Origin of the sequence: Cellulomonas chengniuliangii (genome assembly GCF_024508335.1) — a bacterium.
Classification (GTDB): domain Bacteria; phylum Actinomycetota; class Actinomycetes; order Actinomycetales; family Cellulomonadaceae; genus Cellulomonas_A; species Cellulomonas_A chengniuliangii.
Genome location: NZ_CP101988.1, coordinates 273,122 through 299,263 on the forward strand (window position 1 = coordinate 273,122; position 26,142 = coordinate 299,263).

A 26,142-nucleotide genomic window follows, 5' to 3' on the forward strand; every position below is an offset into this window, starting at 1 on the left:
TCAATCTACGTCATGTTCGGGGCGGCGCGGTCCACGACCCCGCTCTGAAGGGCGCCGCTGCGCCGTCCGGGGGAGGGGGTGCCGCAACGTCGTCACCTCTGGGTAGGATCGCCGGGTGTCCTTGCGGAAGTGTTGTCGCTGAGCTGACGACCTCGCGCGCCTGAGCGGCCTCTCGGCCCCGGCAGCGCACCCGCACGACGCCCACTGAGGACAAGCTCGTGACGACAGCCACGCTCGCCCGCCCCCTGCACGCCACCCCCGCCATGGCTCCGGACGGGCGTGCGCCCGTGGTGTTCCGCGGCGACACCGGCTCGGACGCCGTCACGCTGCTCGCCGCCGCCCGCGCGGACGTGGTGCGGGTGGGCTTCTCCGCCGACGCCCCCGATCGGGCCGCGGTGGCCGCCCTCGTCGCCGAGGTCGAGGACGAGGTCGCCGCCGTGGGCCGGAGCCGCGGGGACGTCGCGGTGCTGCTGGACGTCGAGGTGGTGGTCGTCGCCGACGACGCCGCCGCCCGGGCCAAGTCGGCCCAGCTCGCGTGCCTCGACGCGATGGCGGGCGTCGTGTGGCCGGCCGCGGCCACCCGGGTGGTGACGACGGCCGACCAGGTGCACGCGGCGGCGGCGCGGCTCGCGCAGGAGGTCGGCGCGGACGGCGCCTACGTCATCCCGCTGGCGGGCTCGGCGGGTCTGCTGGCGGCCGTCAGCCGAGCTGGCTGAGGGCCTGCGCCAGGTCGTCGATGAGGTCCAGCGGGTCCTCGAGCCCGATGGACAGCCGCACCGTGGACTCCGCGATGCCGACCTTGGCGCGGCCTGCGGGGCCGAGCTTGCGGTGCGTGGTCGTGGCGGGGTGCGTGACCAGGGACTTCGCGTCGCCGAGGTTGTTGGAGATGTCGACGATGCGCAGCGAGTCGAGCACCCCGAAGGTGAGCTTCTTGGCGACGTCGGGCGTGGCGCCCTCCGGCACGGCGAGGTTCAGGGTGACGACGGTGCCGCCGCCGGTCTGCTGCTGGAGCGCGAGCGCGTGCTGCGGGTGGGACGGCAGGAACGGGTAGCGGACCTGCGCAATGCCGGGCTGCTGCTCGAGCCAGGTGGCGACCTGCAGCGCGGAGGCGGCCTGGTGGCGCACCCGCAGCGACATCGTCTCCAGGCCCTTGAGCAGCACCCACGCGTTGAACGGGCTCAGCGACGGCCCGGTGTTGCGGATCAGGGTCTGCACCGGCCCGTGGATGTACTCGTCCGAGCCGAGGATCGCGCCGCCCAGCACACGGCCCTGCCCGTCGATGTGCTTGGTCGCGGAATACACGACGACATCGGCGCCCAGGTCGAGCGGGCGGGAGAACACCGGCGTCGCGAACACGTTGTCCACCACGACGGTGGCCCCGGCGGCGTGGGCCAGCCGCGTGACGGCGGCGATGTCGACGAGGTCCTGCATGGGGTTGGACGGCGTCTCGAAGAACACCACGTCCGCGGGGGTCGACAGCGCCTCCTCCCACTGCGACAGCACGTGGCCGTCCACGTAGTCGGTGCGCACGCCCCAGCGGGCGAACAGCTCATCGAAGATCGTCACGGTGTTGCCGAACAGGGCGCGCGCGGCCACGATCCGCGATCCGGATCCGACCAGTGCGGCGAGCGAGGTGAACACCGCGGACATGCCGGACGCCGTGGCGTAGGCGGCCTCGGCGCCGTCGATCAGGCGCAGCCGCTCCTCGAACGTGGAGACGGTGGGGTTGCCGTACCGGGAGTACAGGAACCGGTCGGACTCTCCGGCGAAGGCGGCCTCGGCGTCGGCGGCGCGCTCGTACACGTACCCCTGGGTGAGGTACAGCGCCTCGGACGTCTCGTTGAACTGCGAGCGCACGAGCCCGCCGCGCACCGCGAGCGTGTCGGGGCGCAGGGTGTCGCGGGAGACGGTGCGGGCGTCCCAGTCGCCCGGGCCGGGGACGCGCCGGCGGCCGGCGCCCGGTTCGTCGCGCGGCTCGTCGCCCGGAGCGGAGGCGCTCATGGCTGCCGCCACGGCAGGCCGGCGGCGCGCCAGCCCTCGATGCCGCGGTGCCCGTGCTCGTCGAGCCCGCCCTCGAAGCCCTCGAGCACGTTGTACGCGGGGCCGTACCCGGCCGCGGTGGCGGCTGTCGCGGCGCCGATGGACCGGGCGCCCGAGCGGCACAGGAACAGCACCGGCCGGCCGTCGCCGGGGGTCAGCCCGGTGCGGGCCAGCTCGTCCAGGAAGTCGGGGTTGACCTGCCCGCTGGGGTAGCGGGACCACTCGATGAAGGCGACGCCCTGGCCGAGCGGGCTGACGTCGGGGACGCCCACGAATCGCCACTCGGCGTCGGTGCGCACGTCCACCAGCACGGCGTGCTCGTCGGCGGCTAGCAGGTCCCACGCCTCGCGAGGGGTCAGGTCTCCGGCGTACTCGTGGGCGCTCATACGAGCCTCGTCTCGGGCTGCTGGGGCGTGGGGAGCACAACGGCCTGCGCGACGATGACACGCTCGCCGTCGAACGTGGCGGCGGGGGAGCCGTGCAGCACGTACCCCTCGGCCAGCGCCGCGCTCACCCGCTCGCAGAAGGTGCTGTCGTCCGGCCCGGTGAGCAGCCGGTAGCGGTGGCGTGCGGGCTTGTCACCGGTCGTGCCGGGGACGGTTTCGGGTGTGGTCATGTCGCCTCCATCGGTCCTGGCGGTAGCACCCTCGACCGGCACCGGGGGGTGCGCGCGGGTTGCTGCGGCGTCATCGAGCCAGATCTCTCGGCCGCTCTGGATGGTCCTGCGAGAGTACGCCGTAGCCGGGTTTCATTCCAGGTGCCGGACAAGCGGCTCACGATCCGAGACGATCGTCGCGCCTGATGGCACCGGTGCGGGACCGCGTGCTTATCTTGGAGATCAGGTCATGAGTGCCAGCGCACAGCCCCGGCTTGCTGGCCGGCAACCCTCCTCCGCGGTGGGGTGCCCCGGGTGACGACCAGGTCGTGCGCTTGTCGTGCACGACAAGCGCGGGGGTTGGCTCGACAGCTCCCCCCCACAGTTGTCGGAGGAGTGTCATGAAGTCTCTCGCCACCGAGTCCATCTCGTGCCTGGACGAGGCCGCCTCGACCGAGCACCTGCCGCTGCTCGCGGTCGCGGGGGCCGCCACCCAGGTGCCGCTCGTCGACGGCACCTCCCGCACCTACGCCAACCTCGACTACGCCGCGAGCGCCCCCGCGCTGGAGCGCGTCGCCACGCGGGTGGCCGAGGTGCTGCCGCTCTACGCGTCGGTGCACCGCGGGGCCGGGTATCTCTCGCAGGTGTCCACGGCGCTGTACGAGGCGTCGCGCCAGGCAGTGGCCCGGTTCGTGGGCGCCCGTGAGGACGACGTCACGATCATCACGCGCAACACCACCGACTCGCTGAACCTCCTGGCCGGGGTGGTGCCCGCGGCGCCGGACGGGACGCCCGGCCGGGTGCTCGTCCTGGACGTGGAGCACCACGCCAACCTGCTGCCCTGGACGCACGGGCTGGGCCTGGACGCGACGGTGCTGGCCATCGCCGACACCGTCGCCGGCACCCTGGACGCCATCGCCGTCGAGCTCGCCGCCCGCCCGTACGCCCTGGTCACGGTGACCGGCGCGTCCAACGTCACGGGCGAGGCGCTGCCGATCGGCGACGTCGTGCGGATCGCCCACGCAGCGGGCGCCCGGGTGGCCGTGGATGGCGCCCAGCTCATCCCGCACCGCCGGTTCTCCCTGGAGGACAGCGGCGTCGACTACCTGGCGTTCTCGGGCCACAAGGCGTACGCGCCGTTCGGCGCCGGTGTGCTGGTCGGGCGGCGCGACTGGCTGGACGTCGGCACGCCGTACCTCGCAGGGGGAGGCGCGGTGCGCGACGTCCGGACCGATCGCACGCTCTGGCAGCCGGCGCCCGCCCGCCATGAGGCCGGGTCGCCCAACGTCATCGGCGCGGTCGCCCTCGCCGAGGCGTGCGACGCGCTCGCGGCCCTGCCCGATGGCGCCCTCGCCGCCCACGAGGAGGTGCTGCGCGCCCGGCTCGTCGAAGGGCTCGAGACGCTCGACGGCGTTGAGGTCGTGCGGATCTGGCCGGACTCCCACGACCCGGTGGGCGTCGTGACGTTCACGGTGGCGGGGCACGACCCCGGGCTTGTCGCCGCGTTCCTGGCGGCCGAGTACGGCATCGGGGTGCGGGACGGGCGGTTCTGCGCCCACCCGCTGCTCTCGCGCCTAGGCGCCAGCAGCGGGGCCATCCGCGCCTCGGTGGGCGTCGGGACGCCCGGGGAGGCTGTGGACCGGTTGATCGCTGGGCTGGCGGCCTACCTGAAGGCTGGGCCGCGGGCCCGCTACGAGGTGGTCGACGGGTGCTGGACGGTGGTCGACGACACCCGTCCGCTGCTGGCCGTGCAGGGCCTGGACTCGCTCACCGCCACGGCCGCGCAGGCCTGCGGTCCCGCGGTCGACTGATGTCTGGGGTGGCCGGGGGTCGCGTGACGATCCCCGCTAGAGCATCCCGCCCTTGAGGGTGATCGACGCGATGAGGCCGACGGCGCCTAGCACCAGGCCCCCGATCGCCTGCTTGCGCCCAACCGGCGCGTACCCGAACTGGGTCATCTGGCCGGCCCGCTGCAGCCCGAGCCCGGACACGACGATCGCGGCGATCGAGCACAGCAGCACCGGGTTCACCAGGATGCTGACGGCGCCGAGGATGAGCCCAGCGCGGGCGCGGGGGTTGCGCAGCACCGGTGGGGCGTACAGCGGTGAGGCGGGGGGCTCGGGCTGGCTTGACGCGCCGGCGGACTGGGCCATGGTGGTGCTCCCTGCGTTGATCTGGAGGGCCGAGAGTACCCGTCGGAACTAGGCGCCTGACCACGTCCGCAGCGCTCTACCGTCGCCCGTGGGTGAGGGGATAGTGTCCCGGGAATGGGGGACAAAACGGACAATGATGTCGGTGTCCAGGTGGCGCTACGAGTCGTCGACCTGCAGCGGGCGGTGCGGTTCTACCAGCGCCTCCTGGGCCAGCGGGCGGACGCGGTCTTCGGCCCGTCCGGGCTTGCACTGTTCGTGGTGGATCAGGCGCGCACCCGCCTGCTCCTGGACCGGGAGGCGGTGAGCGGCCTCGTCTGCCTGCCTGTCGACGACGTCCGCAGGCGCGTCGAGGAGCTTCGTGCGGAGGGAATCGTCGTCGAGGCGGAGCCCACCGTCGTCTGCGAGGTCGCCGATCCGGCCCACGGGAAGGGCGGCGGCCACGAGTGGCGGGCCTTCGTCCGTGACACCGAGGGCAACGCGCTCGGGCTGGTCAGCGCCGCGGCGGTGGGCGGCTGACGCGCGGGCCGCTCACGCGACGACGATCCGGAGGTGGGCCGCCATCGCCGGCGCCAGGTCGACGAGCTGCTCCTCGCTGATGGTCGCGCCAGCGAGCCCTTCGATTCCGTGCAGCCCGGACAGGTCCGCGCCGCGCAGGTCCACGCTCGACAGCGTCGAGCGGGTCAGGTCGATGCGCCCGACGCGGCACGAGTCGAACGCCATCCGCGTGACCTTCGCGCCGCCGAGGTCGAGCTCGCCGATCACGCAGCCGTCGAACCGCACGTCCGTCAGCGCCGCGTCCCGCAGGTTCACGTAGTCGATCTTCCCGCCGCGCACCAGCACCCGCGTGAACGTCGAGGCGTACGCGGTGACCGCGCCGAGCCGGCAGTCCCGGAGCTCGACGTCACGCCAGATGGACGTCGCCGCGTCGAGGCTGCCCGCGTGCACGTCGGTCAGCGTGCTCTCCGCGACCTGCCCGTGCCCCAGGTTGGCGCCGTCCAGCCGGCACCCGGTCCACGCGCAGTCCATGAACCGGGCGTGCCGCAGGTCCTGGCCGGTGAGGTCCAGCCCGTCGAACGCGAGCGCCTCGTAATCGCCCTCGTCCTCGAGGCGCCCCTCGAACGGGGCCAGCGCGGGCAGGGACAGGCGGGGTGCGGCGAGGGTCTGGGGACGGCGGCTCATCCCCAGAGCCTGCCACCACGCCGTCCGCGGTCACGGCGCGCTCGCAGCGCCCCATCCGGTTGTGCGCTGGTGTGTCGCGGTGGAACCTGGGCCGTGGTGGGCCCGTACGCGGTCGTGGGAGGGCGAGTGATGGGACCGGTCGTCTCCTACGTCGTCACCGGCGCCGGCAGCGGCATCGGGCGCGAAATCGCCGCGCGGCTCGCGCGCACCGCCCACGTGGTGGTCCTCGACCCGGCACGCGGCCCGGCGTGGGACCTCGAGCGGGTGCACGTCGTCGAGGGGGACGCCGGGGACCCCGCCACGGCGCTCGCGGCGGCGCAGCAGGCCGAGTCCCACGCCCCGCTGACTGGCTGGGTCAACAACGCTGCCGTCTTCCATGACACGACCCTCGCGGGCGCCGGGGCCGCCGACGTGCTGGGCATGATCACCGCGAACCTGCGCCTGGCGGTGGTGGGCTGCCACGTCGCGGTGAACCACCTGCTGCGCCACCGGCGGCCCGGCGCCATCGTGAACGTGTCCTCCCACCAAGCGCAGCGGGCGGTGCGCGGCGCGCTGCCGTACGCGACGGCGAAGGCCGCCCTCGAAGGCCTGACCCGCGCAGTGGCGGTCGACCACGGGCCTGACGGGATCCGCGCGAACGCCGTGGCGCTGGGCTCGATCATCACGGCCCGATACGAGCAGTACCGGGCGGCCCACCCGGACGTGGACGCGCACATGGCGGCCCTCCACCCGCTGGGCGGGATCGGGCAGCCGGGCGACGTCGCGGACGCCGTCGAGTTCCTGCTGTCCGAGCACGCCCGGCACATCACCGGCGCCGTGCTGCCGGTGGACGGCGGCCGATCCGTGCTCGGGCTCGACCCTGAGGCGGGCTAGGCGCGGGAGTCGCGCCAGGCCACCCACTGCTCGACGAGCGACAAGTCGTAGTCCGGTCCGCTGGCCGACACCGTGAACAGGGTCACCCCGGCGTCGACCAGGGCGTCGGCCACCTCGGCCGGGGGTGCGCTGACCGCGACCGAGCGCTCGATCTGGCTGGCGTCCCGCCCGACGTCCGCGCCGTGCTGGTCGAGGATCGCGCTCTTGCGCCGCAGCGTCTCCACGTCGCCGAAGCTGTGCCACACGTCGGCGTGCTCGGCGACGATCCGCAGCGTCTTCCGCTCCCCGCCCCCGCCGATGAGGATCGGGATGTCCCGGGTGGGCAGCGGGTTGGACGCCGCCCACCGGGCCTTGATCCGCGGCAGCGCCTCCCCGAGCGCCGCGATGCGCGAGCCGGCTGTGCCGAACTCGTACCCGAACTCGTCGTAGTCCCGCTCGAACCACCCGGCGCCGATGCCCAGGATCAGGCGGCCGCCGGAGATGTGGTCGACGGTCCGCGCCATGTCGGCCAGCAGGTCGGGGTTCCGGTAGGAGTTGCAGGTGACCAGCGCGCCGATCTGCACCCGGCTGGTCTGCTCCGCCCACGCCCCGAGCATCGTCCAGCACTCGAAGTGCTTGCCGTCCGGGTCGCCGTACAGCGGGAAGAAGTGGTCCCAGTTGAAGATGACGTCGACGCCGATGTCCTCGGCGCGGCGGACCGCGTCGCGGATCTGAGGGTAGTCGGCATGCTGCGGCTGGAGCTGGACTCCGATGCGCACGGGCTTGGTCATGGGCAGATCCTCGCAGTCGTCGGTCACATCCGCGCGTAGCGGGACCGCACGAATGAGTAGGCGCCGTAGCAGGCGAGGCCGAGGCCGACCGCGATGAGGGCGGCGACGCCGGCTGGCTGGTCCCGCAGCTCGTGCAGCGCCCCGTCGAGGCCCTGCGCCTGCGCCGGGTCGGACGTGATGCCGGCCATCACGAAGGCGAAGCCGATCAGGGCCAGCGCGACACCCTTGGCCACGTACCCGGCGGTGCCCGCCTTCGTGACCGCGTTGCCGGCCTGACCCCGCGGGACGCCCCGCAGGTCGTGGAGGAACTTCCGCTTGATGCCCTTGATGACGTGGTAGACCGCCACGGCGATGACGCCCAGCCCGACCACCACGACGAGCGCCCGCCCGCCCGGGGCCTCCATCAGCCCGGCGGTCGCGTCCTGCGTCTGGCCTTCGCTCGAGCTGCCCGAGCCCGTCGCGAAACCGGCCGCGCTCACGGCCAGGGCCAGGTAGACGACGGCCTTGGCGGCCGCCTTCGCCCGGTCGCTCTTCTCGCCCTGCCCGCGGATCGCCTCGGCGGCCTGCCAGGCGGCGAGGGCGAGGAGGGCGACGGCGCCCACCCACAGCATCGCGCCGCCGAACGGCGTGCCGGCTATCTGGGCGAGCGCCCCGGACTGGTCGGCGCTCTCACCGCCGCCGCCGAGGGCCACCTGGACAGCGAGCACGCCGATCAGCACGTGCAGCACACCGCTCACCGCGTAGCCACCGCGTGCGGCGAGCTCCCATGGGCGCTGGCGGGCTGCGCTCCTCGCGGTGGACGTCGTGGTGCTCATCAGTGCCTCCTCGTCGGGGGCGCGCCTCTCGCGCCGCCGGCCGATCGTGGCATCGACCGGCCAAGTCCGCGACCGGAAGGAATGGATTTGCGGTGGTCAGCCCGCCGTGCCCATCCGCACGGCGCCGTCGGCGTCGACCACGAGCCCGGGGTTGTGGGCGACCTCCCAGCGCACGCCGCACGGATCCTCGACGTATCCGCTGTAGCCGCCCCATTCGGCACGCTGCGGCTCCTTGAGCAACGTCGCCCCTGCGGCGACGGCTCGGGCGACGACCACGTCGACCTCGCCCTCGGAGTCGACGTTGTGCGCCAGGGTGACACCCTGCGCCGTCGGCGCGTCACGCACGCCGATGTCCTCGGCGAGCGCGGTGGCCCCGAAGAAGCTGAGCACCATGCCGGGAGCCACCTGGAGGAAGAGCACGTCCGGCAGGTCGAGGGTCGGCGTCCAGCCGAGCCCGTCGAGGTAGAAGCGGCGGGCGGCGTCGACGTCGCGCACACCGAGGGTCAGGAGCGTCAGTCGTTGGTCCATCGACCGAGCGTGCCACGTGGCGCCGACAGCACGACAGCCCCCGCCTGGCGGGCGGGGGCTGTGCGGGGACGGGTCAGAGGGGGGTGACGGCGCCGGTCAAGTGCGGCTTGCCGGACCGGCCGTTCCATCCGGCGTAGGCGAACCCGCCCACGCCGTCGGGCGCCACGCGGACGTCGACCGTGCCGGGCAGCAGCACCGGCTTGGCGAACTCGACGGTCCAGGTGAACGCGTCACCGCGCCCGGCGCCGACGTCAGCCAGCGCGCGCGACGCCGTGTACATCCCGTGCGCGATAGCCCGCGGGAAGCCGAGCGCCTTGGCGCTGAGCTTCGACAGGTGGATGGGGTTCCGGTCGCCCGAGACCGCGGCGTACCTGCGGCCGGCGTCGGAGGCGAGGCGCCAGCGGCCGGTAGGGACCGGCGGCACGAACGGCTCACGCCGCCCGTCGTCCGTCGCGGTGTCCTCCGAGGCGCCATCGGCGGCGGGACCGCCCAGCCGGGCGCCCTTCGCCAGGTACGTCGAGGTCCCGCGCCAGGCGAGCTCGCCGCCCAGCACGTCGTCGCCGGCCCCTGCGATCCGGACCTCCGTCACGAGCTCGATCTGCGTGCCCGAGCGGTGCGAGGCCAGGCCCTGCGCCCAGGCGCGGATGTCGAGGCGGTCGCCCAGCAGGATCGGGCGGAGCTGCTCGACCCGGTTGGCCAGGTGAACCATGCCCAGCAGCGGCAGCGGGAAGTCGTGCCGCACCATGACGGCCGTGGCCACCGGGAACGCCAGGACGTGCGTGAACCCGGCAGGCAGCACGTCGGACGCGCTCTCGCCGAGCAGGTGCTGGTAGGCGGTCAGGTGCTCGGGGTCGGCCTGCGCTCCGGCGACGACGTAGGCGACGTCGGGCAGCGTGCGGGGAGCGCGCCCCAGGCGCCGGCCGAGGGCCAGCCGCCCCGAGGCGGTCACGCCCCGCCCGTACAGCCCGCCGAGCCCGGGGACGGCAGGCAGGACCACCGACGCCTGCGGGCCCGGACCCCGCAGGCCAAGGGCGGCGCCGTCCGCGTCGGTCTCGTCCAGCTCCGTGACCTCACGCGCTGTCACTGGCCCACCATGTTCTGCCCGCACACCCGCAGCGTCTGGCCGAGGATGCCACCCGCCTGCGGCGACGCGAGGAAGGCGACGGTCTCGGCGACGTCCACCGGCTGCCCGCCCTGCTGCAGTGAGTTGAGCCGCCGGGCGACCTGCCGGGTGAGGGCCGGGATGCGGGCGGTCATCTCCGTCTCGATGAAGCCGGGGGCGACGGCGTTCGCGGTGCCGCCGAACGCGGTGAGCAGCGGCGCGGTGGCCCGCACCATGCCGATCACCCCGCCCTTGGACGCCGCGTAGTTCGTCTGCCCACGGTTGCCCGCGATGCCCGACGTCGAGGCGAGCCCGATGATGCGGGGCGCGTCGATGAAGTCGCCGGACTCGAGCAGCGCCTCGTTGATGCGCAACGGCGCGGCGACGTTGACCGCCAGCACCGGCGCCCACTTCTCCGGGGTCATGTTCGCGAGCAGCTTGTCCCGGGTGATGCCGGCGTTGTGCACCACGATGTCGAGCCGCCCGTGCCGTGTGGTGGCGTGCTCGAGGATCTTCTGCCCGGCGTCCTCGGCGGTCACGTCGAGCTGCAGGGCGGTGCCGCGCACGGCGTTGGCCACCGCGGCGAGCTGCTCGCCGGCGGCGGGCACGTCCACGGCCACCACCGTGGCGCCGTCCCGGGCCAGCGTCTTGGCGATCGACGCGCCGATGCCGCGGGCGGCGCCGGTGACGACCGCGACCCGGCCGGCGAGCGGCCGCTCCCAGTCGGCGGGGAGCGCCCCGGCCTCCGAGTCGACGTGCAGCAGCTGGCCGTCGACGAACGCGGAGCGGGTGGACAGGAAGAACCGCAGCGCGCCCAGGGCGCTCGGCGCGGTCACGGTGACGCCGTCGGCCACCACCACGCCGTTGGCGGTGGCACCGCCGCGCAGCTCCTTGGCCAGCGACCGCAGCACCCCGTCGATGCCCTGGCGGGCTGCGGCCTGGGCGGGGCCGTCCTCGGCGCCTGCCGGGCGGGAGATCGTCACGATGCGGGCGCCCGGGGCGAGGCCCTTGAGCACGCTGGCCGCCGCGAGCATCGGTTCGGCGAGCTGGTCGGGGTGGGTCACCTCGGTGAGGACGAGCACGATGGCGGCGTGCCGCTCGCCCGGTGCGGCGGTGCGGCGCACGTCCAGGTCCCAGCCGCGCTCGAGCCCGGTGTCGTCGAGCGACGTGCCCGAGAGCAGGCGCGCAACCGCATCCGCGTCCGCACCTGTGCCGAGCACCAGCACCGGCCCCGCGAGCAGCGGCTGCCCCGCCCGGTACCGCCGCAGCGGCGCGGGCCGGGGCAGCCCGAGCTGCGTCGCGATCTTCTTGGTGACCCCGGAGTTGACCAGGTTCAGGTAGGTGTCGGTGCTCACGCCGCCTCCAGGATCGCGGTCAGTCCGAGGCCACCTGCGGCGCAGATGGAGATGAGGGCGCGCACGGGCTCGTCAGTGCCCTGCTCGGCCTTGCGGCGGGCGAGCTCCTTGGAGATCGTCGCGACGATGCGCCCACCGGTGGCCGCGAACGGGTGGCCGGCGGCGAGCGACGAGCCGTGCACGTTGAGACGCGAGCGCTCGACCTTGCCGAACGCGCTGTCGAGCCCGAGCCGGGTGCGGCAGAACTCCTCGTCCTCCCAGGCGGCGAGCGTGGTCAGCACGGTGGCGGCGAACGCCTCGTGGATCTCGACGTAGTCGAAGTCGGCGAGGGTCAGCCCGTTCCGGGCGAGCAGGCGCGGAACCGCGAACACGGGCGCCATGAGCAGCCCGTCCACGCCGTGCACGAAGTCCACGGCGCCGGTCTCGGCGTCGACGATCGAGGCCAGCGGGGTGAGGTCGTGCGCGGCGGCCCACTCGTCCGATCCGAGCAGCACGGTCGAGGCGCCGTCGGACAGGGGCGTGGAGTTGCCGGCCGTCATCGTCGCCTCGGCGTCCAGGCCCAGCCCGAACGTGGGCCGCAGCTTGGCGAGCTTCTCGAGCGTGGTGTCGGGGCGCAGGTTCGCGTCCCGCGTGAGGCCGCGGAAGGGCGTGACCAGGTCGTCGAAGAACCCGGCGTCGTAGGCGGCGGCCAGGTTGATGTGGCTGGCGTGGGCGATCTCGTCCTGCGCCTCGCGCGTGATGCCCCACTCGGCGGTGGTGATGGCCTGGTGCTCGCCCATCGACAGCCCGGTGCGCGGCTCATTGGTGCGCGGCGCGTCGGGCGCGAGGTCCTTGGGTCGGATGGACGCGGCGGCGGCGAGCTTCTGCGGCAGCGTCTTGGCCCGCGACAGGTCGAGCAGCGCGCGGCGCAGGCGGTCGCTCACGGCGATCGGCGCGTCGGAGGTGGTGTCGACGCCCCCGGCGATCGCCGAGTCGAGCTGGCCGAGACGGATCTTGTTGCTCAGGCTGACGATGGTCTCGAGGCCTGTGGCGCAGGCCTGCTGCATGTCGTAGGCGGGCGTCTCGTCGCTGAGCGCCGAGCCGAGGACGGCCTCGCGGGTGAGGTTGAAGTCGCGGCTGTGCTTCAGCACGGCGCCCGCAGCGACGGCGCCGATGCGCTCGCCCTGCAGTCCGTACCGGGCGACGAGCCCGTCCAGGGCAGCGGTCAGCATGTCCTGGTTGCTGGCGTGGGCGTAGGGGCCGCCGGCCCGCGCGAACGGGATCCGGTTGCCGCCGAGGACGAGGGCGCGCCGGGGGATCTGGGCCCCGCCCTCGGGCGTGCTGGTGTGCTCCGTGCCTGCCGAGGCTCCGGTGCGTGTGCTGGCCATGGGGCGTTCCTCTCGCGTCGTCGCTGAGTCTGAGATGCCGTTGAGCCGTGCCGGGACGTGGTGTGTCCAGCGTGCCGTGTTCTGGGACCTGCGGCCTAGGAGGGGAATCCCAAGCGGTGATATGTGTCCGAAACCCACAGTACCTGATACCTTCGGTTTCGTGAGTCACATCACACCTGCCCCGTCGATGGCGACGGGCGCCACACCAGCCGTACTGCGGCAGGCGACAGGCGCCGTCGCCCCTTCTGCGCGCCCGGGAGAGCAACCGGCCCCCGGGCCGATGGGCGCCGACGCCGCCGTCGACGGGCGCTCCACCCGCTGGGTGGACCACCGCGAGGCCCGACGCGCCGAATTCGTCCGGGTGGCCCGCAAGACCGTCCACCACCAAGGCCCCGATGTCTCCATGGAGGAGATCGCGGCCGCCGCGGGCACCTCCAAGTCGATCGTCTACCGCTACTTCGCGGACAAGACCGGCCTGCAGATCGCGGTGGCGGAGGCCGTCGTGCTGCAGATCCAAGGGGCGCTCGAAGGGGTCCTGCGCGTCGCGCCGACCCCCCGCGAAGGGCTCCGCGCGATGGTCGCGGTCTACCTGGAGATGATCGAGTCCTCCCCGCACGTCTACGCGTTCGTCACGCGCGACGGCTCGGTCGAGTCCGGCGGGCCGCTCGGCCACTTCCTGGACTCGGTGACGCACCTCGTCGCCGCGCCGTTCCTCCGTGGCCTCACCGACGAGTCCGGCTCCGCGGTGCGACCCGACGAGCCCGGTCTCGCCGACGAGGACGACGCCGAGGCCGCCCGGCGCGCGCTCACCGAGGCCTGGGCCGCGGGCGCCGTCGGATTCGTGCGCGGCGCCGGCGAACGCTGGCTCGCGCACCGCGGGCAGCCCGGCAACCCCGACCGCGAGACCCTCACCGCCCAGATCGCCGCCTGGCTCTGGGCAGGCCCTGTCGGCCTCCTGGCCCGTGAGCTCGGGCGCCCAGCCCAGACCGCCCCCCCGAAGACCCCGCAGCACGCCGATCCCGACCTGCTTTCGACCGAGGAGTCCTCATGACCGCCAGCTCCGCCCGCCCGGCCCGTGCGATCCCTGCCGACGACCCCGCGGTCGACGTCGAGGGACTCGCAGCCGTGCTGCTCGGCCCGTACGCCGAGCTCCGCCGCCAGGCCCGCGCCGTCGCGGGCGAGGAGCGGTACCAGCGCACTGAGGGGTTGAGCGTCCCCGAGCACCGCGAGCGCGTCCTCGAGCAGCTGAAGACCCTGGCTCGCGAGGCCGACGTGCTCCGCGCGTTCCCCACCGCCCTGGGCGGCCGCGACGACCACGGCGGCAGCGTCTCCCGTTTCGAGGAGCTGGTGGTGGCCGACCCGTCGCTGCAGATCAAGGCGGGCGTGCAGTGGGGGCTGTTCGCCTCCGCGATCATGCACCTCGGCACCGCTGAGCACCACGCTCAGCTCCTCCCCGCGGCGATGAGCGTGGACGTCCCCGGCGCCTTCGCGATGACCGAGACCGGGCACGGCTCGGACGTGGCGAGCATCGGCACCACCGCCACCTACGACCCGGACACGCAGGAGTTCGTCATCCACACCCCGTTCCGGGCGGCGTGGAAGGACTACCTGGGCAACGCGGCGGTGCACGGCACGGCCGCGGTCGTGTTCGCGCAGCTCATCACCGCCCCGCCCGGCGGCCGGGCCGTCAACCACGGCGTGCACGCCCTGTACGTGCCGCTGCGGGACCCCGAGACCGGGGAGTTCCTGCCGGGCATCGGCGGGGAGGACGACGGGCTCAAGGGCGGGCTCAACGGCATCGACAACGGCCGGCTGCACTTCGACCACGTCCGGGTGCCGCGCACCAACCTGCTCAACCGCTACGGCGACGTGGCGCCGGACGGCACGTACTCCTCGCCGATCGCCAGCCCCGGCCGCCGCTTCTTCACGATGCTCGGCACGCTGGTCCAGGGCCGTGTCTCGCTCGACGGCGCGGCGGTGAACGCGGCCAAGGTGGCGCTGATCATCGCGGTCACCTACGGCAACCAGCGTCGGCAGTTCACGGGCGCCTCGGACACCGAGGAGATGGTGCTGCTCGACTATGCCGAGCACCAGCGCCGACTGCTGCCGCTGCTGGCCGACACGTACGCGTCCTCGTTCGCGCACGAGGTGCTGCTCGAGAAGTTCGACGCGGTCTTCTCCGGCCGGGAGGACAACGACGCGTCCCGTCAAGACCTCGAGACGCTCGCCGCCTCGCTCAAGCCGGCGTCCACCTGGCTCGCCCTCGACACGCTCCAGGCGGCCCGCGAGGCCTGCGGCGGCGCCGGGTTCCTCACCGAGAACCGGCTCACGTCGCTGCGCGCCGACTTGGACATCTTCGTGACCTTCGAGGGCGACAACACCGTGCTGCTGCAGCTCGTGGCCAAGCGGCTGCTGGCGGACTACGGCCGTGAGTTCGCCAAGTTCGACGCGGGCGGCGTGGCCAGGTTCGTCGCCGGGCAGGCCGCGTCGGCCGCGCTGCACCGCACCCCGCTGCTGCGCGCCGTGCAGACCCTCAGCGACGTGGGTGACGCCCGCCGCTCCGCTGGGCAGCTGCGCGACGCCGACACCCAGCGCGCGCTGCTCGCCGACCGCGTCGACACCATGGTCGCGGACGTCGCCCAGGCCCTGCGGCCCGCGACGAAGGCGCCGCGCGGGCAGGCCGCCGAGCTGTTCAACGAGCACCAGCACGAGCTCATCGAGATGGCCCGCGCGCACGTCGAGCTGGTGCAGTGGGAGGCGTTCACCGCCGGCATCGAGCAGGTCGACGACCCCGGCACCCGGCAGGTCCTGGTCTGGCTGCGGGACCTGTTCGGGCTCTCGGTGATCGAGCGGAACCTCGCCTGGTACCTGATCCACGGGCGCCTGTCTGCGGGTCGGGCGCGCACGGTGACCTCGTACATCGACCGGCTGCTGCGGCGGCTGCGCCCGCACGCCCAGGACCTCGTCGACGCGTTCGGGTACGGCCCCGAGCACGTGCGCGCGCACATCGCCTCCGGCGCCGAGCGGGAGCGCCAGGACGAGGCGCGGGCGTACTACCGGGCCCAGCGCGCCTCGGCCGATGCGCCCGTCCCGGAGAAGCAGGCGCCCGCGGCCGTGATCGCCAAGACGCCGCCGGTGACCGAGACCGCGAACCCCGTGGGCGACCAGATCTCGGCGGAGGCGACGCCTGCCTGATCCGGCGGAGAGCAGACCTCGACGGCCCCGTGGCGATCCCCACGGGGCCGTCGGCGTCTGCCGCCACGAGCGGCCCGGAGGCGGAGCCTGCCTGCGGGGTGCCCGCCTGGGCCGGTCCGCCTAGGGTCGGGGGAGCGCGAGCGCAGTCATGCCACACCCCACGCAGGAGGGCAGACAAGATGAGCGAGCCAGCGATCCCCGGGATCGACCCCGACGTCCCGCCCAGCGGGCCCGGTTGCGTCGAGTGCCTGCAGACCGGCGCCTGGTGGTTCCATCTGCGCCGCTGCGCCGCGTGCGGGCACGTGGGCTGTTGCGACCAGTCGCCCGGGCAGCACGCCACCGGCCACAGCCACTTGAGCGGGCACCCGATCATCCAGTCTTATGAGCCGGGGGAGGACTGGTTCTGGGACTACCCACAGCAGGGCTACTTCGATGGGCCGCCGCTGGCCGCGCCGACGCACCATCCGGTGGGCCAGCCGGTGCCCGGCCCCGCTGGACGCGTCCCGGCGAACTGGGTGGACCTGCTGCACTGAGCCTGGGTCAGGCGACGTCGAGCGCTGCCCTGAGCACCGCGGCCTGCGCCTCGATCCACTCGGCGTCGCCGCGCCAGACGTCCCCGTGGCCCTCGTCCCACAGGCGGGACCAGGGTTGGGCGCCCGTGCGGTGGCCATGCTCGAGCAGGGTGAACATGCTCCACGCCCGGGGCGCCAGCAGGTCGGCCAGGCGCGCCCGCCCAGCCTCGTCGAGCCGGTACCCGTCAGCGAGGGCGCGCAAGGCCTGCCCGGCTGCGAGCGGCGACGGTCCGCCGGGGGACAGCGGGATGAACCCGTGGGCCGCGTAGGCCAGGTCCCAGCCGCGGGTGCCGGGCCCGCAGCCGTCCCAGTCGATGAGCACGAGCCGATCCTCGGCCAGGACCAGGTTCCATGGCGCCAGGTCGTGGTGGATCACCAGGTCCGCGCCGTCCGGCGGGATCGCGGTGTGCCATCGGGCGTCGGACGGCGGCTCCCAGCCATCCAGGGCGTCGTGCAGGTCGCGGGCCATCCGACCCACCTCGCGCAGGTCCGGCGGGACGGCGCCGGGGAGCGACGGGTGCGCCATCGGGCCGGGGATGTACTCGACGACGTGACGGCCCTGGTCGTCCAAGCCGTGGGATCGGGGCGCGTGCGTGAAGCCGACGTCGTGCAGCCGCGTCAGCACGGCGTGGACAGCGGGCGTCCAGTGGCCCGCCGGGCGGCGCACGGTGTCGCCGACGCGCACCACCCCGGCTGTCGTGTTGCCGCCGGTCAGGGGCGTCTCGTCATCCACCCGCGCAGTCTCGGCGCAGGGGTCCCTCGTGTCAACGGGAAACCCGCTGGGCGCCTGGTCAGGGCGGGCGGGGCACTGTCCAGGGCACTGACGGGCTCGTCGCCCACTAGCACCGACGGGGACGGCGCCTGGGCGCGCGCGAGTCCGGCCGGCGTGGTGCGTGCCGACCGGGCTCGCGGGGTGTGACCGGTGTGGGGCGCTAGGCGTTGGTCCTAGGCGTCGGCGAGGATCGCGTCGATCTGGCCCATGGCCGCTCCCAGGCCCTCGGCCATGCCCATGTCCACCATCTGCTGCATCTCCGCGACGCCGGGGAACCGGGTGGTGATCGTCATACGGGCGCCCTCGGGCGTCTCCCGGAGGTCGGCGCGGAGCATGATGGCCGGCATGGACGGGTCGACCTCGCCTGCGTCGTCCGCGAAGAAGTTCTCGAACTCGAGGGAGCGCGGCTCGTCGATGGCCACGAACCGCCACAGGCCGGGGGCCTTCTCGCCCTCGGGGCCTGTCATGAAGTAGCTCGCGCCGCCGCCGACCACAAAGTCGTGCTCCACGAACGTGGCCGGCCAGGTGGGCGGCCCCCACCAGCGCTCGAGCTGGCGCGGGTCGGACCACACCTGCCAGACGCGCTCGGGCGACGCGCTGAAGTCGGCGTCGATGGTCATGGTCAGTGCATCGGTGTCCTTGCTCGTGCTGAGGACCGTCATGGTGGGTCTCCGAGCGGTTCGGCGAGGAGCGCCTCGATGCGGCCGATGCGGCCACGCCAGACCTCCTCGTACTCGCCGAGCAGCCGGGCGGCGGCTCGGATCGTGCCGACGTCGCCGCGGACCAGCTGTTCGCGGCCGCGACGCTCCTTGGTGACGAGCCGTGCCCGTTCGAGCACGGCGACGTGCTTCTGGACTGCCGCGAAGCTCATGTCGTAGCCCTGTGCGAGGGTCGAGACCGAGGCTTCTTGACGCATCACCCGCGCGACGATGTCCCGCCGGGTCGCGTCGGCGAGGGCCGCGAAGACGCGGTCGACGCACTCCTGGTCCAGTTCTTGTACAACCATGTGGTTGTACGTTACGCATCGGCCACGGGGTGCGCAAGGGGTGGCCCCGAGAGATCACGCGACCTCGCGCGGACCGTCGTGCGCCGGGAGGAGCCCGGGGAACCGGTCACCATCGGTTGCGCGCCTCCTCGGCCCAGCCCTCCACTCCGTCGACGCGCACCCGGTCACCGGCGTCAGTGGTCATCCACCCGGTCCACGTGCCGAAGCACTGGTGCGTCTCGCCCGCCACGATCCCCAGGTTCATCCGGGAGGCCCGCTCGTGGAACGGGGTGAACGTCAGGTCGACGCGCTCGCGGGCCGCGTCGTGCACCCGCCACGGCGCGAGCCAGTCCGCGCGGTCGTACTCCCACACCAGCTCGTCGCTGTTCTTGTGCACACGTTCGTCGAGCATCAGCGCGTTCTCCGTGGAACCGGTGCCGTCAGTCCATCGGCCGCCCACCTGCACCCCCACCACGTGCCCGTCCACAACACCGCTGCCGGCGCCCCAGTTCCAGCGCATCGAGTACGGCCACCGCCCGCGCCCGTGGTCGAGCACCGCCCACGAGCCGTCCTCCGGCACGTCGTGCGCCGTCCCGTCCACCACAATCGTGCCCGTCACCGGCCGGGCGACGTCCTTGACGGTGTACTGGAACTGCCGATCGCTCCACGGCACCACGACGCCCAGGCTCTCGTGGTTCTCGCCGACCACCGACAGCAGGTCCACCTGCACCCGGTCGGTGCGGGCCCGCAGCCGGGTGCGGCAGTCGCCCTCGGTGATCGTGGCCTCCATTCCGCGGGCCCGCGCGCTCGCCGGGCCGCCGCCCAGGCTCGCCGGCAGCACGGCGCCCCGGGCGAACGGGACCACGGCCACGCGGTCGACCTCCTCGCCGGTGGCCCGATCGAGCACCCACAGCTGGTGCTGGGCCGCGTAATCGAGGCTCGCCACGGTCAACCCGATCACATGGGTCGGGGTCATCACGCCCCAGTACTCCCACCGCTTGGCACGTCCCCAGCCGCGCAGCGCGGTGCGGTGCAGAGGACGACGGGACCAGCCGACCGCAGCGGGGTTGAGCCGGCCCGAGGGCAGGCACAGGTCGACCGGCTCGGTGATCTCGCGCTCGCTGGCGGTCACGTCACGCTCCGTGGGCACCGGGACTCCTTCGTCGGGTGGCCACGACCGTAGCCGTCATCCGGTCAGGTCGGGTTGCAGCGAGCGGCCAGCATCTCGAACGAGCCGACGTCCGGGCGCCACGGCTCCAAGTTCCACGCCTCCTTCTCCGGGGCGCCCAGCGCGTGGCACAGCATCTGGTCGCGCATGCCGTTCGTGTCGGCCTCTGGCTCCTGCGCGACCACGGCCGCCCAGATGCCCTCCTGCGCGGCCAGGCCGCCGGCCCGTGCCCACGCGGTCGGATCGACGGCGAGCGACCGGCCGCCCTCCCGATCGCCCCAGTCGGCCGGGCGGTCGAGCATCCGGGACGCGAACCACACCGTGACGGCGCCGGCGGGCAGGTCCGCGCCGCCATCGAGGCGGCTGACGTCCAGGACGAGCAGGTCCGCGCCGTCGGCGGTGAGCCGGGCCTTGAGCAGTTCGCCGGACGTGGTGGTGGCAGGCGTGGCGAGCCCGCCTGCGAACGACCCGTCGGCGGCGCGCAGCACCACGCTGCCGTCGCCCAGCACGTCGAACGTGCTGCCCACTGGCGCGGCGAGGGCGGCGACGCGAGCAGGCGCCGCCGCGCCCTCCGGGACCGCGACCGTGAGCCGCACCGACCCGTCATCGAGGGTGTCGGTCTGCGGGTCCGGCCCGGGAGCCTCGACGGTGAGGGTCACGTCGCCCGCGGTGAGCGGGTCGCCGTCCGCGCGGACGTCGTCGGCGGTGCGAGACGAGGGCGCCTGGGCCGCTGGCGCCGTCGGCGCCGGGGCGTCGTCCGTTGCGGGAGGATCGACGAAGGGCAGGCTCGTGCATCCCGCCAGCAGAACGGCGCCGAGCGCGGCCGAGCCGAGGGCGGCAGACCCGCGGGGGCCCCGTCCCGTCGCCGCGTGCCGCCGGGTCCCCGCCTGTCTCCGCACCGGGGCACCGTAACCCGCGACCGGTCCCTGGTCACTGAGCCCGGGCACCAGGGGGACGCCGGTAGCCTGGCCTGGTCTTCCGACGGACCCCGCGGACCCTGCCGTCCGGGCCACCCACTCGAGGGAATCGATGACCAGCGCGCCTCAGCCCACCGCCCCGCACGCGACCGACGCCCGACGTCACTCGGACACGGTCGAGCACGCCGCCGCGACCCCGGAGCAGGAGCAGCCCTTCGCCGAGCTGGGCCTCAAGCCCGACGAGTACCAGCGGATCCGCGACATCCTGGGACGGCGCCCCACGGCCGCCGAGCTCGCGATGTACTCGGTGATGTGGTCCGAGCACTGCTCGTACAAGTCGTCCAAGGTGCACCTGGGCCAGTTCGGTGAGAAGACCACGCCGGAGATGAAGAAGCACCTGCTCGTCGGCATCGGCGAGAACGCGGGCGTCGTGGACATCGGCGACGGCTGGGCCGTGACGTTCAAGGTCGAGTCGCACAACCACCCGTCCTACGTCGAGCCGTACCAGGGCGCCGCCACGGGCGTCGGCGGCATCGTGCGCGACATCATCTCGATGGGCGCGCGCCCGGTGGCGGTCATGGACCAGCTGCGGTTCGGCGCCATCGACCACCCCGACACGGCGCGCGTGGTGCACGGCGTGGTGGCCGGCGTGGGGGGCTACGGCAACTCCCTCGGCCTGCCGAACATCGGCGGCGAGCTCGTGTTCGACGCCTGCTACCAGGGCAACCCGCTGGTCAACGCCCTGTGCGTCGGCGTGCTGCGCCATGAGGACATCCACCTCGCGAACGCGTCGGGCACCGGCAACAAGGTCGTCCTGTTCGGGGCCCGCACGGGCGGCGACGGCATCGGCGGCGCGTCGATCCTCGCGTCGGAGACCTTCGACGACGAGAAGCCCTCAAAGCGCCCGTCGGTGCAGGTGGGCGACCCGTTCATGGAGAAGGTGCTCATCGAGTGCTGCCTCGAGCTGTATGCCGCGCGCGTCGTCGAGGGCATCCAGGACCTGGGCGCCGCGGGGATCTCGTGCGCGACGAGCGAGCTGGCGTCCAACGGTGACGGCGGCATGCACGTGGACCTGGAGAACGTGCTGCTGCGCGACCCGACCCTGACGGCCGGCGAGATCCTCATGTCGGAGTCGCAGGAGCGCATGATGGCGGTCGTCACGCCGGAGAAGCTCGACGACTTCCTGGCCATCACGCGCAAGTGGGACGTCGAGACGGCCATCATCGGCGAGGTCACCGGCACGGGCCGCCTGACCATCGACCACGACGGCGAGCGCATCGTGGACGTGGACCCCAAGACCGTGGCGCACGACGGCCCGGTCTACCACCGCCCGTTCGCCCGGCCCTCCTGGCAGGACGCCCTCAACGCGGACTCGATCAGCGGGGACGCCGCCGGCCGTGCCACCCGCCCGAGCACCCCCGAGGAGCTCCGCGCCACGCTGCTGAGCCTGCTCGGCTCCCCGAACCTTGCCTCGGCCGCATGGGTCACGGACCAGTACGACAGGTTCGTGCAGGGCAACACGGCGTTGGCCCAGCCCGACGACGCGGGCGTCATCCGGGTCGACGAGGAGACAGGGCTGGGCGTGGCGCTCGCCACCGACGCGAACGGCCGCCACACCAAGCTCGACCCGTACACCGGCGCGCAGCTCGCGCTCGCGGAGGCGTACCGCAACGTCGCCACGACGGGGGCCCGCCCGCTCGCGGTGACCGACTGCCTCAACTTCGGCAGCCCCGAGGACCCGGACGCCATGTGGCAGCTCGTCGAGGCCATCCGCGGTCTCGCCGACGGCTGCCAGGTGCTGGGCGTGCCCGTCACGGGCGGCAACGTCAGCCTGTACAACGGCACGGGGGAGCCCGGGAAGATCGACTCGTCGATCCACCCGACGCCCGTGGTCGGCGTGCTCGGCGTGCTGGACGACGTGGCCGACGCGACCCCGTCCGGCTGGACCGTGGGCGGCCAGGCCATCTACCTGCTCGGGACCACGCGCGACGAGCTGGACGGCTCCGCGTGGGCCGAGGTCGCGCACCAGCACCTGGGCGGCCTGCCGCCGAAGGTGGACCTGGAGGCGGAGCGCCGTCTGGCCGAGGTGCTGGCGCACGCGAGCCGGGACGACCTGGTCGACGCCGCGCACGACCTCTCCGAGGGCGGCCTCGCGCTGGCGCTGGTCGAGTCCAGCCTGCGGTTCGGTGTGGGCGCTCAGGTGAGCCTCGCGGGGCTGTGCGAGCGGGACGGGGTGACGCCGTTCGCCGCGCTGTTCTCCGAGTCCGGCGCTCGTGCCCTCGTGGCGGTGCCGCGCAGCGAGGAGGTGCGGTTCACGGACCTGTGCACCGCTCGCGGGGTGCCCGCGCTGCGCATCGGGCTCACCGCCGATACGTGCGCCACCGGCGCCGGGGTGGTGGGCGGATCGCACCCGGACGAGCACGCGCACGCGCCCGCCGTCGAGGTCGAGGGCCTCTTCACGCTGCCCCTGGACGAGGCGAGGTCGGTGTCGTCCCAGACTCTGCCCGCATACTTCGGGTGAGTGGCGCGGGCACGAGAGGCCCGCGGACGCCGGGGGTGCGACGCTCAGAGGGCGGACGTCCCGGGCATGTGCACGTCCTGAGACCTAAGGTTCGCGAAGTTGTGCGCGCCGTGGGCACCAACGCAGTGGAGGCATGATCGTGAAGGTTCAGCTCGAGTCGGTCCTGGAGCAGGTGCTGCACCGCAACCCGGGGGAGCTGGAGTTTCACCAGGCGGTCCGCGAGGTCTTCGACAGCCTGGGCCCGGTGCTGCAGAAGAACCCGCAGTACGTGGACGCGGCCGTGCTGGAGCGCATCTGCGAGCCGGAGCGGCAGATCATCTTCCGCGTGCCGTGGGTGGACGACAAGGGCCGCGTGCAGAGCAACCGCGGTTTCCGCGTCGAGTTCAACTCGGCGCTCGGCCCGTACAAGGGCGGCCTGCGCTTCCACCCGTCGGTGTACCTCGGCATCGTGAAGTTCCTCGGCTTCGAGCAGATCTTCAAGAACTCCCTCACGGGCATGCCGATCGGCGGCGGCAAGGGCGGGTCCGACTTCGACCCGCGCGGCAAGTCCGACGGCGAGGTCATGCGCTTCTGCCAGTCGTTCATGACGGAGCTGTACCGCCACATCGGCGAGTACACGGACGTCCCGGCCGGCGACATCGGCGTGGGCGGCCGTGAGATCGGCTACCTGTTCGGCCAGTACAAGCGCATCACCAACCGCTACGAGTCGGGTGTGCTCACCGGCAAGGGCGTCTCGTGGGGCGGCTCCCTGGTCCGCACCGAGGCCACGGGGTACGGCACGGTGCTGTTCGCGCAGAACATGCTGCGCACCCGTGGCCTGACCTTCGACGGGCGCCGGGTCGTGGTGTCCGGCTCCGGCAACGTCGCGATCTACGCGATCGACAAGGCCCAGCAGCTCGGCGCGAACGTCGTCGCGTGCTCCGACTCGACCGGCTCGGTGGTCGACGAGAAGGGCATCGACGTCGCGCTGCTCAAGCAGATCAAGGAGGTCGAGCGCCGCCCGATCTCGGTGTACGCGGAGCGCCGCGGCAACGGCGCGGTCTTCCGCCCGGGGCAGCGGGTGTGGGACGTGCAGGCCGACGTGGCGCTGCCCTGCGCCACCCAGAACGAGCTGGACGCGAATGACGCCCGCCAGCTGATGGCCTCGGGCGTGCTCGCGGTGGCCGAGGGCGCGAACATGCCGACCACCCCGGACGCGGTGGCGATGTTCCAGGAGGCCGGCGTGCTGTTCGCTCCCGGCAAGGCCGCCAACGCCGGCGGTGTGGCGACGTCCGCCCTGGAGATGCAGCAGAACGCCAGCCGCGACGCGTGGTCCTTCGACTACACCGAGGACCGCCTCTCCGCGATCATGTCGGGCATCCACGACCGTTGCGCTTTCACCGCCGACGAGTACGGGCACCCGGGCAACTACGTGATGGGCGCGAACATCGCGGGCTTCACCAAGGTGGCCGACGCGATGCTGGCGCTCGGCATCATCTGAGCCTCTGACGGCCGGCGACGCCGGCCAGCGGGCCTGGAGCCCCCGTCACGACCTCGGGTCGGGCGGGGGCTCCGTCGTGCCCGGTGGGAGGCGTGGCCGGATGGGGGCCCGCGGGCTTCCGGGGCGCGAATCGTTTAGGACGTCGAAGTGAGCGCTCACAACCTGGCGCCGACGCCGAGGAGCGGGTTGTGTCGACCCGACACCTGCGGCCGTCGCGCACATCGTCGTCGCGTCGGTCGCGTCCTCGAGCGATGGAGAGACGCATGTCCCACCGCAAGAAGGCGGCCGCGCTGCTCAGCGCGAGCCTGCTCACCGTGACCGGCATCGGCCTCGTCACGGCCACCACGGCGCAGGCTGCCCCCGGCTGTCGCGTCGACTACGCGGTCACCAACCAGTGGCCCGCCGGGTTCGGCGGCGAGGTGACGATCACCAACCTCGGCGACCCGCTCTCGTCGTGGAAGGTCGACTGGTCGTACTCCGCCGGCCAGCAGATCAGCCAGCTCTGGAACGGCTCCGTGAGCCAGACCGGCGGCAACGTGACCGTCACGAGCCTGCCGTGGAACGGCTCGCTCGCCACCGGCGCCCGCGCCAGCTTCGGCTTCAACGCCTCGTGGAGCGGATCCAACCCCGCACCCACGAGCTTCCGGGTCAACGGGACCACCTGCACGGGCGCCGTGCCGACCACGAGCCCCACGACCACCCCACCCCCGACCACCCCGCCGCCCACCACCCCACCGCCGACCACGCCGCCCCCGCAGACGGGCGACTTCTTCCTCAGCACGGACACCCAGGCCTTCGAGGCCGCGGCAGCCGCGTCGGGCGAGACCAAGACCCTGCTCAACAAGATCGCCCAGACGCCGCAGGCCTACTGGGTGGGCGACTGGGAGACCCCCGCCGTGGCGCAGCAGGGCGTGCGCGACTACACCGCGGCGGCAGCGGCCGCGGGCAAGACCGGGGTGCTCGTCGTCTACGCGATCCCGGGCCGTGACTGCGGCAACCACTCCGGCGGAGGCGTCGGGGAGAGCGAGTACGCGCGCTGGATCGACACCGTCGCCGCGGGCATCCAGGGCAACCCGTGGGTCGTGCTGGAGCCGGACGCCCTCGCCCAGCTGGGCGACTGCAACGGCCAGGGCGACCGCGTCGGGTACCTCAAGTACGCGGCGAAGGCGCTGACCCTCAAGGGCGCCCGCGTGTACATCGACATCGGCCACTCGGGATGGCTCGGCACCGCCGAGGCGGCGCGCCGCCTGCAGCTGGTGGGCTTCGAGCACGCGGTGGGCTTCGCGCTCAACACGTCGAACTACCAGACCACGGAGGCCTCCCGGGCGTACGGCCAGACGATCTCCAACCTGACGGGCGGCAAGACGTTCGTCATCGACACCTCCCGCAACGGCAACGGCTCCAACGGCGAGTGGTGCAACCCGCGGGGTCGGGCGCTCGGCGAGCGGCCGACGCGTGTGGGCAACGGCGGGCTCGACGCTCTGCTGTGGGTCAAGCTGCCCGGCGAGAGCGACGGGGCCTGCAACGGCGGCCCCGCCGCGGGCCAGTGGTGGCAGGAGATCGCCATCGAGATGGCGCGCAACGCCCGCTGGTGACCGCTAGCGGCGCCGCTGGCGGCCAGTGACCCCCCACTGAGCACCAGCGGCGTCCAGCAGCGCCGGCCTCCCCAGCCCTTGTGGGCAGGGGAGGCCGGCGCTGTTCGTCGTGCGGCGGCGTGGGCGCGGGCGCGACGGTGGTCCGGGACCTGCGCCGCCT

Annotated in this window: 25 protein-coding genes, 1 pseudogene and 2 riboswitches; of the genes and pseudogenes, 10 read left to right on the plus strand and 16 right to left on the minus strand. The window is 73.4% G+C overall.

Translation table 11 applies throughout. The annotated features are described in order from the left end of the window. Nucleotides 1-218 precede the first annotated feature (218 nt). The gene (locus tag NP064_RS01270; protein WP_227568321.1) at nucleotides 219-716 is read left to right on the plus strand and encodes a hypothetical protein; all 498 of its coding nucleotides are present in this window, start codon (nucleotides 219-221) and stop codon (nucleotides 714-716) included. On the opposite strand, the gene NP064_RS01275 is transcribed toward NP064_RS01270, so the two are convergent. From NP064_RS01275 to NP064_RS01285, 3 genes and pseudogenes are all read right to left on the minus strand, one after another. Next, nucleotides 700-2,001 carry an O-succinylhomoserine sulfhydrylase gene (locus NP064_RS01275; RefSeq protein ID WP_227568320.1) on the minus strand — a complete coding sequence of 434 codons (1,302 nt, stop codon included), beginning with the start codon at nucleotides 1,999-2,001 and terminating at the stop codon, nucleotides 700-702. The two genes, NP064_RS01270 and NP064_RS01275, sit on opposite strands and share 17 nt — an antisense overlap. Then, the gene (locus NP064_RS01280) at nucleotides 1,998-2,426 is read right to left on the minus strand and encodes a rhodanese-like domain-containing protein (RefSeq protein ID WP_227568494.1); all 429 of its coding nucleotides are present in this window, start codon (nucleotides 2,424-2,426) and stop codon (nucleotides 1,998-2,000) included. The genes NP064_RS01275 and NP064_RS01280 overlap by 4 nt, the downstream gene beginning before the upstream one ends. Nucleotides 2,427-2,455: 29 nt before the next feature. Continuing rightward, nucleotides 2,456-2,656 (minus strand): annotated as a pseudogene (locus NP064_RS01285) (DUF1737 domain-containing protein); the annotation flags it as partial. Nucleotides 2,657-2,660: 4 nt separating this feature from the next. Continuing rightward, a riboswitch (SAM riboswitch) is annotated at nucleotides 2,661-2,763 on the minus strand. A gap of 118 nt (nucleotides 2,764-2,881) precedes the next feature. Beyond that, nucleotides 2,882-2,995: riboswitch (SAM riboswitch) on the plus strand. A gap of 41 nt (nucleotides 2,996-3,036) precedes the next feature. Here NP064_RS01285 and NP064_RS01290 point away from each other — a divergent pair. Further along, entirely contained in the window at nucleotides 3,037-4,446 is a 1,410-nt protein-coding gene (locus tag NP064_RS01290) for an aminotransferase class V-fold PLP-dependent enzyme (protein ID WP_227568319.1), read from the plus strand. A gap of 36 nt (nucleotides 4,447-4,482) precedes the next feature. Here NP064_RS01290 and NP064_RS01295 read toward each other — a convergent pair whose 3' ends face one another. Next, a complete protein-coding gene (locus tag NP064_RS01295) occupies nucleotides 4,483-4,788 on the minus strand; it encodes a hypothetical protein (RefSeq protein WP_227568318.1) in 306 nt (101 codons plus the stop codon). Between the two features lie 114 nt (nucleotides 4,789-4,902). On the opposite strand from NP064_RS01295, the gene NP064_RS01300 reads away from it, so the two are divergent. Next, nucleotides 4,903-5,304, plus strand: coding sequence for a VOC family protein (locus NP064_RS01300; protein ID WP_227568317.1), 402 nt, complete (start codon nucleotides 4,903-4,905; stop codon nucleotides 5,302-5,304). 12 nt (nucleotides 5,305-5,316) lie between these two features. On the opposite strand, the gene NP064_RS01305 is transcribed toward NP064_RS01300, so the two are convergent. Next, entirely contained in the window at nucleotides 5,317-5,967 is a 651-nt protein-coding gene (locus tag NP064_RS01305; protein WP_227568316.1) for a pentapeptide repeat-containing protein, read from the minus strand. A gap of 129 nt (nucleotides 5,968-6,096) precedes the next feature. On the opposite strand from NP064_RS01305, the gene NP064_RS01310 reads away from it, so the two are divergent. Further along, nucleotides 6,097-6,840, plus strand: a complete 744-nt coding sequence (locus NP064_RS01310) for an SDR family NAD(P)-dependent oxidoreductase (protein WP_227568315.1) — start codon at nucleotides 6,097-6,099, stop codon at nucleotides 6,838-6,840. Here NP064_RS01310 and NP064_RS01315 read toward each other — a convergent pair. The 6 genes from NP064_RS01315 to NP064_RS01340 all read right to left on the minus strand — a co-directional run bounded on the left by NP064_RS01315 (nucleotide 6,837) and on the right by NP064_RS01340 (nucleotide 12,777). Then, on the minus strand, nucleotides 6,837-7,610 hold the full coding sequence (locus tag NP064_RS01315; RefSeq protein WP_227568314.1) for an LLM class F420-dependent oxidoreductase: 774 nt from the start codon (nucleotides 7,608-7,610) through the stop codon (nucleotides 6,837-6,839). The two genes, NP064_RS01310 and NP064_RS01315, sit on opposite strands and share 4 nt — an antisense overlap. Before the next feature lie 23 nt (nucleotides 7,611-7,633). Then, entirely contained in the window at nucleotides 7,634-8,425 is a 792-nt protein-coding gene (locus tag NP064_RS01320) for a DUF1206 domain-containing protein (protein ID WP_227568313.1), read from the minus strand. Between the two features lie 96 nt (nucleotides 8,426-8,521). Next, nucleotides 8,522-8,953 (minus strand): VOC family protein, encoded by a 432-nt coding sequence (locus NP064_RS01325; protein WP_227568312.1) that lies wholly within the window; start codon nucleotides 8,951-8,953, stop codon nucleotides 8,522-8,524. Nucleotides 8,954-9,026: 73 nt separating this feature from the next. Then, on the minus strand, nucleotides 9,027-9,977 hold the full coding sequence (locus tag NP064_RS01330; protein WP_227568493.1) for a MaoC/PaaZ C-terminal domain-containing protein: 951 nt from the start codon (nucleotides 9,975-9,977) through the stop codon (nucleotides 9,027-9,029). 56 nt (nucleotides 9,978-10,033) lie between these two features. Continuing rightward, nucleotides 10,034-11,410: a 3-oxoacyl-ACP reductase gene (locus NP064_RS01335; RefSeq protein ID WP_227568311.1), complete on the minus strand. Its 1,377-nt coding sequence runs from the start codon at nucleotides 11,408-11,410 to the stop codon at nucleotides 10,034-10,036. Then, nucleotides 11,407-12,777 (minus strand): acetyl-CoA C-acetyltransferase, encoded by a 1,371-nt coding sequence (locus NP064_RS01340; RefSeq protein WP_227568310.1) that lies wholly within the window; start codon nucleotides 12,775-12,777, stop codon nucleotides 11,407-11,409. Before NP064_RS01340 ends, NP064_RS01335 begins: the two co-directional genes overlap by 4 nt. Nucleotides 12,778-12,937: 160 nt before the next feature. On the opposite strand from NP064_RS01340, the gene NP064_RS01345 reads away from it, so the two are divergent. The 3 genes from NP064_RS01345 to NP064_RS01355 all read left to right on the plus strand — a co-directional run bounded on the left by NP064_RS01345 (nucleotide 12,938) and on the right by NP064_RS01355 (nucleotide 16,505). Beyond that, nucleotides 12,938-13,828, plus strand: a complete 891-nt coding sequence (locus tag NP064_RS01345; protein ID WP_372456339.1) for a TetR/AcrR family transcriptional regulator — start codon at nucleotides 12,938-12,940, stop codon at nucleotides 13,826-13,828. Beyond that, nucleotides 13,825-15,972, plus strand: a complete 2,148-nt coding sequence (locus tag NP064_RS01350) for an acyl-CoA dehydrogenase family protein (RefSeq protein ID WP_227568309.1) — start codon at nucleotides 13,825-13,827, stop codon at nucleotides 15,970-15,972. The genes NP064_RS01345 and NP064_RS01350 overlap by 4 nt, the downstream gene beginning before the upstream one ends. A gap of 179 nt (nucleotides 15,973-16,151) precedes the next feature. Beyond that, nucleotides 16,152-16,505: a UBP-type zinc finger domain-containing protein gene (locus NP064_RS01355; RefSeq protein WP_227568308.1), complete on the plus strand. Its 354-nt coding sequence runs from the start codon at nucleotides 16,152-16,154 to the stop codon at nucleotides 16,503-16,505. A gap of 7 nt (nucleotides 16,506-16,512) precedes the next feature. Here the strand turns inward: NP064_RS01355 and NP064_RS01360 are convergent, their stop codons facing one another. From NP064_RS01360 to NP064_RS01380, 5 genes are all read right to left on the minus strand, one after another. Continuing rightward, nucleotides 16,513-17,277, minus strand: a complete 765-nt coding sequence (locus tag NP064_RS01360) for a phosphotransferase (RefSeq protein WP_227568307.1) — start codon at nucleotides 17,275-17,277, stop codon at nucleotides 16,513-16,515. 212 nt (nucleotides 17,278-17,489) lie between these two features. Continuing rightward, entirely contained in the window at nucleotides 17,490-17,978 is a 489-nt protein-coding gene (locus NP064_RS01365) for an SRPBCC family protein (RefSeq protein WP_227568306.1), read from the minus strand. Continuing rightward, nucleotides 17,975-18,322 (minus strand): ArsR/SmtB family transcription factor, encoded by a 348-nt coding sequence (locus NP064_RS01370; protein WP_227568305.1) that lies wholly within the window; start codon nucleotides 18,320-18,322, stop codon nucleotides 17,975-17,977. The genes NP064_RS01365 and NP064_RS01370 overlap by 4 nt, the downstream gene beginning before the upstream one ends. Nucleotides 18,323-18,428: 106 nt before the next feature. Continuing rightward, a complete protein-coding gene (locus NP064_RS01375; protein WP_227568304.1) occupies nucleotides 18,429-19,451 on the minus strand; it encodes a DUF2804 domain-containing protein in 1,023 nt (340 codons plus the stop codon). A gap of 44 nt (nucleotides 19,452-19,495) precedes the next feature. Continuing rightward, on the minus strand, nucleotides 19,496-20,368 hold the full coding sequence (locus NP064_RS01380; protein ID WP_227568303.1) for a DUF2599 domain-containing protein: 873 nt from the start codon (nucleotides 20,366-20,368) through the stop codon (nucleotides 19,496-19,498). 130 nt (nucleotides 20,369-20,498) lie between these two features. Here NP064_RS01380 and purL point away from each other — a divergent pair, with 130 nt between their 5' ends. The 3 genes from purL to NP064_RS01395 all read left to right on the plus strand — a co-directional run bounded on the left by purL (nucleotide 20,499) and on the right by NP064_RS01395 (nucleotide 25,982). Further along, nucleotides 20,499-22,907 (plus strand): phosphoribosylformylglycinamidine synthase subunit PurL, encoded by a 2,409-nt coding sequence (purL, locus tag NP064_RS01385; protein WP_227568302.1) that lies wholly within the window; start codon nucleotides 20,499-20,501, stop codon nucleotides 22,905-22,907. Nucleotides 22,908-23,040: 133 nt separating this feature from the next. Next, the gene (gene gdhA, locus NP064_RS01390; protein ID WP_255623580.1) at nucleotides 23,041-24,387 is read left to right on the plus strand and encodes an NADP-specific glutamate dehydrogenase; all 1,347 of its coding nucleotides are present in this window, start codon (nucleotides 23,041-23,043) and stop codon (nucleotides 24,385-24,387) included. A gap of 263 nt (nucleotides 24,388-24,650) precedes the next feature. Beyond that, entirely contained in the window at nucleotides 24,651-25,982 is a 1,332-nt protein-coding gene (locus NP064_RS01395; protein WP_227584936.1) for a glycoside hydrolase family 6 protein, read from the plus strand. Nucleotides 25,983-26,142: the final 160 nt, after the last annotated feature.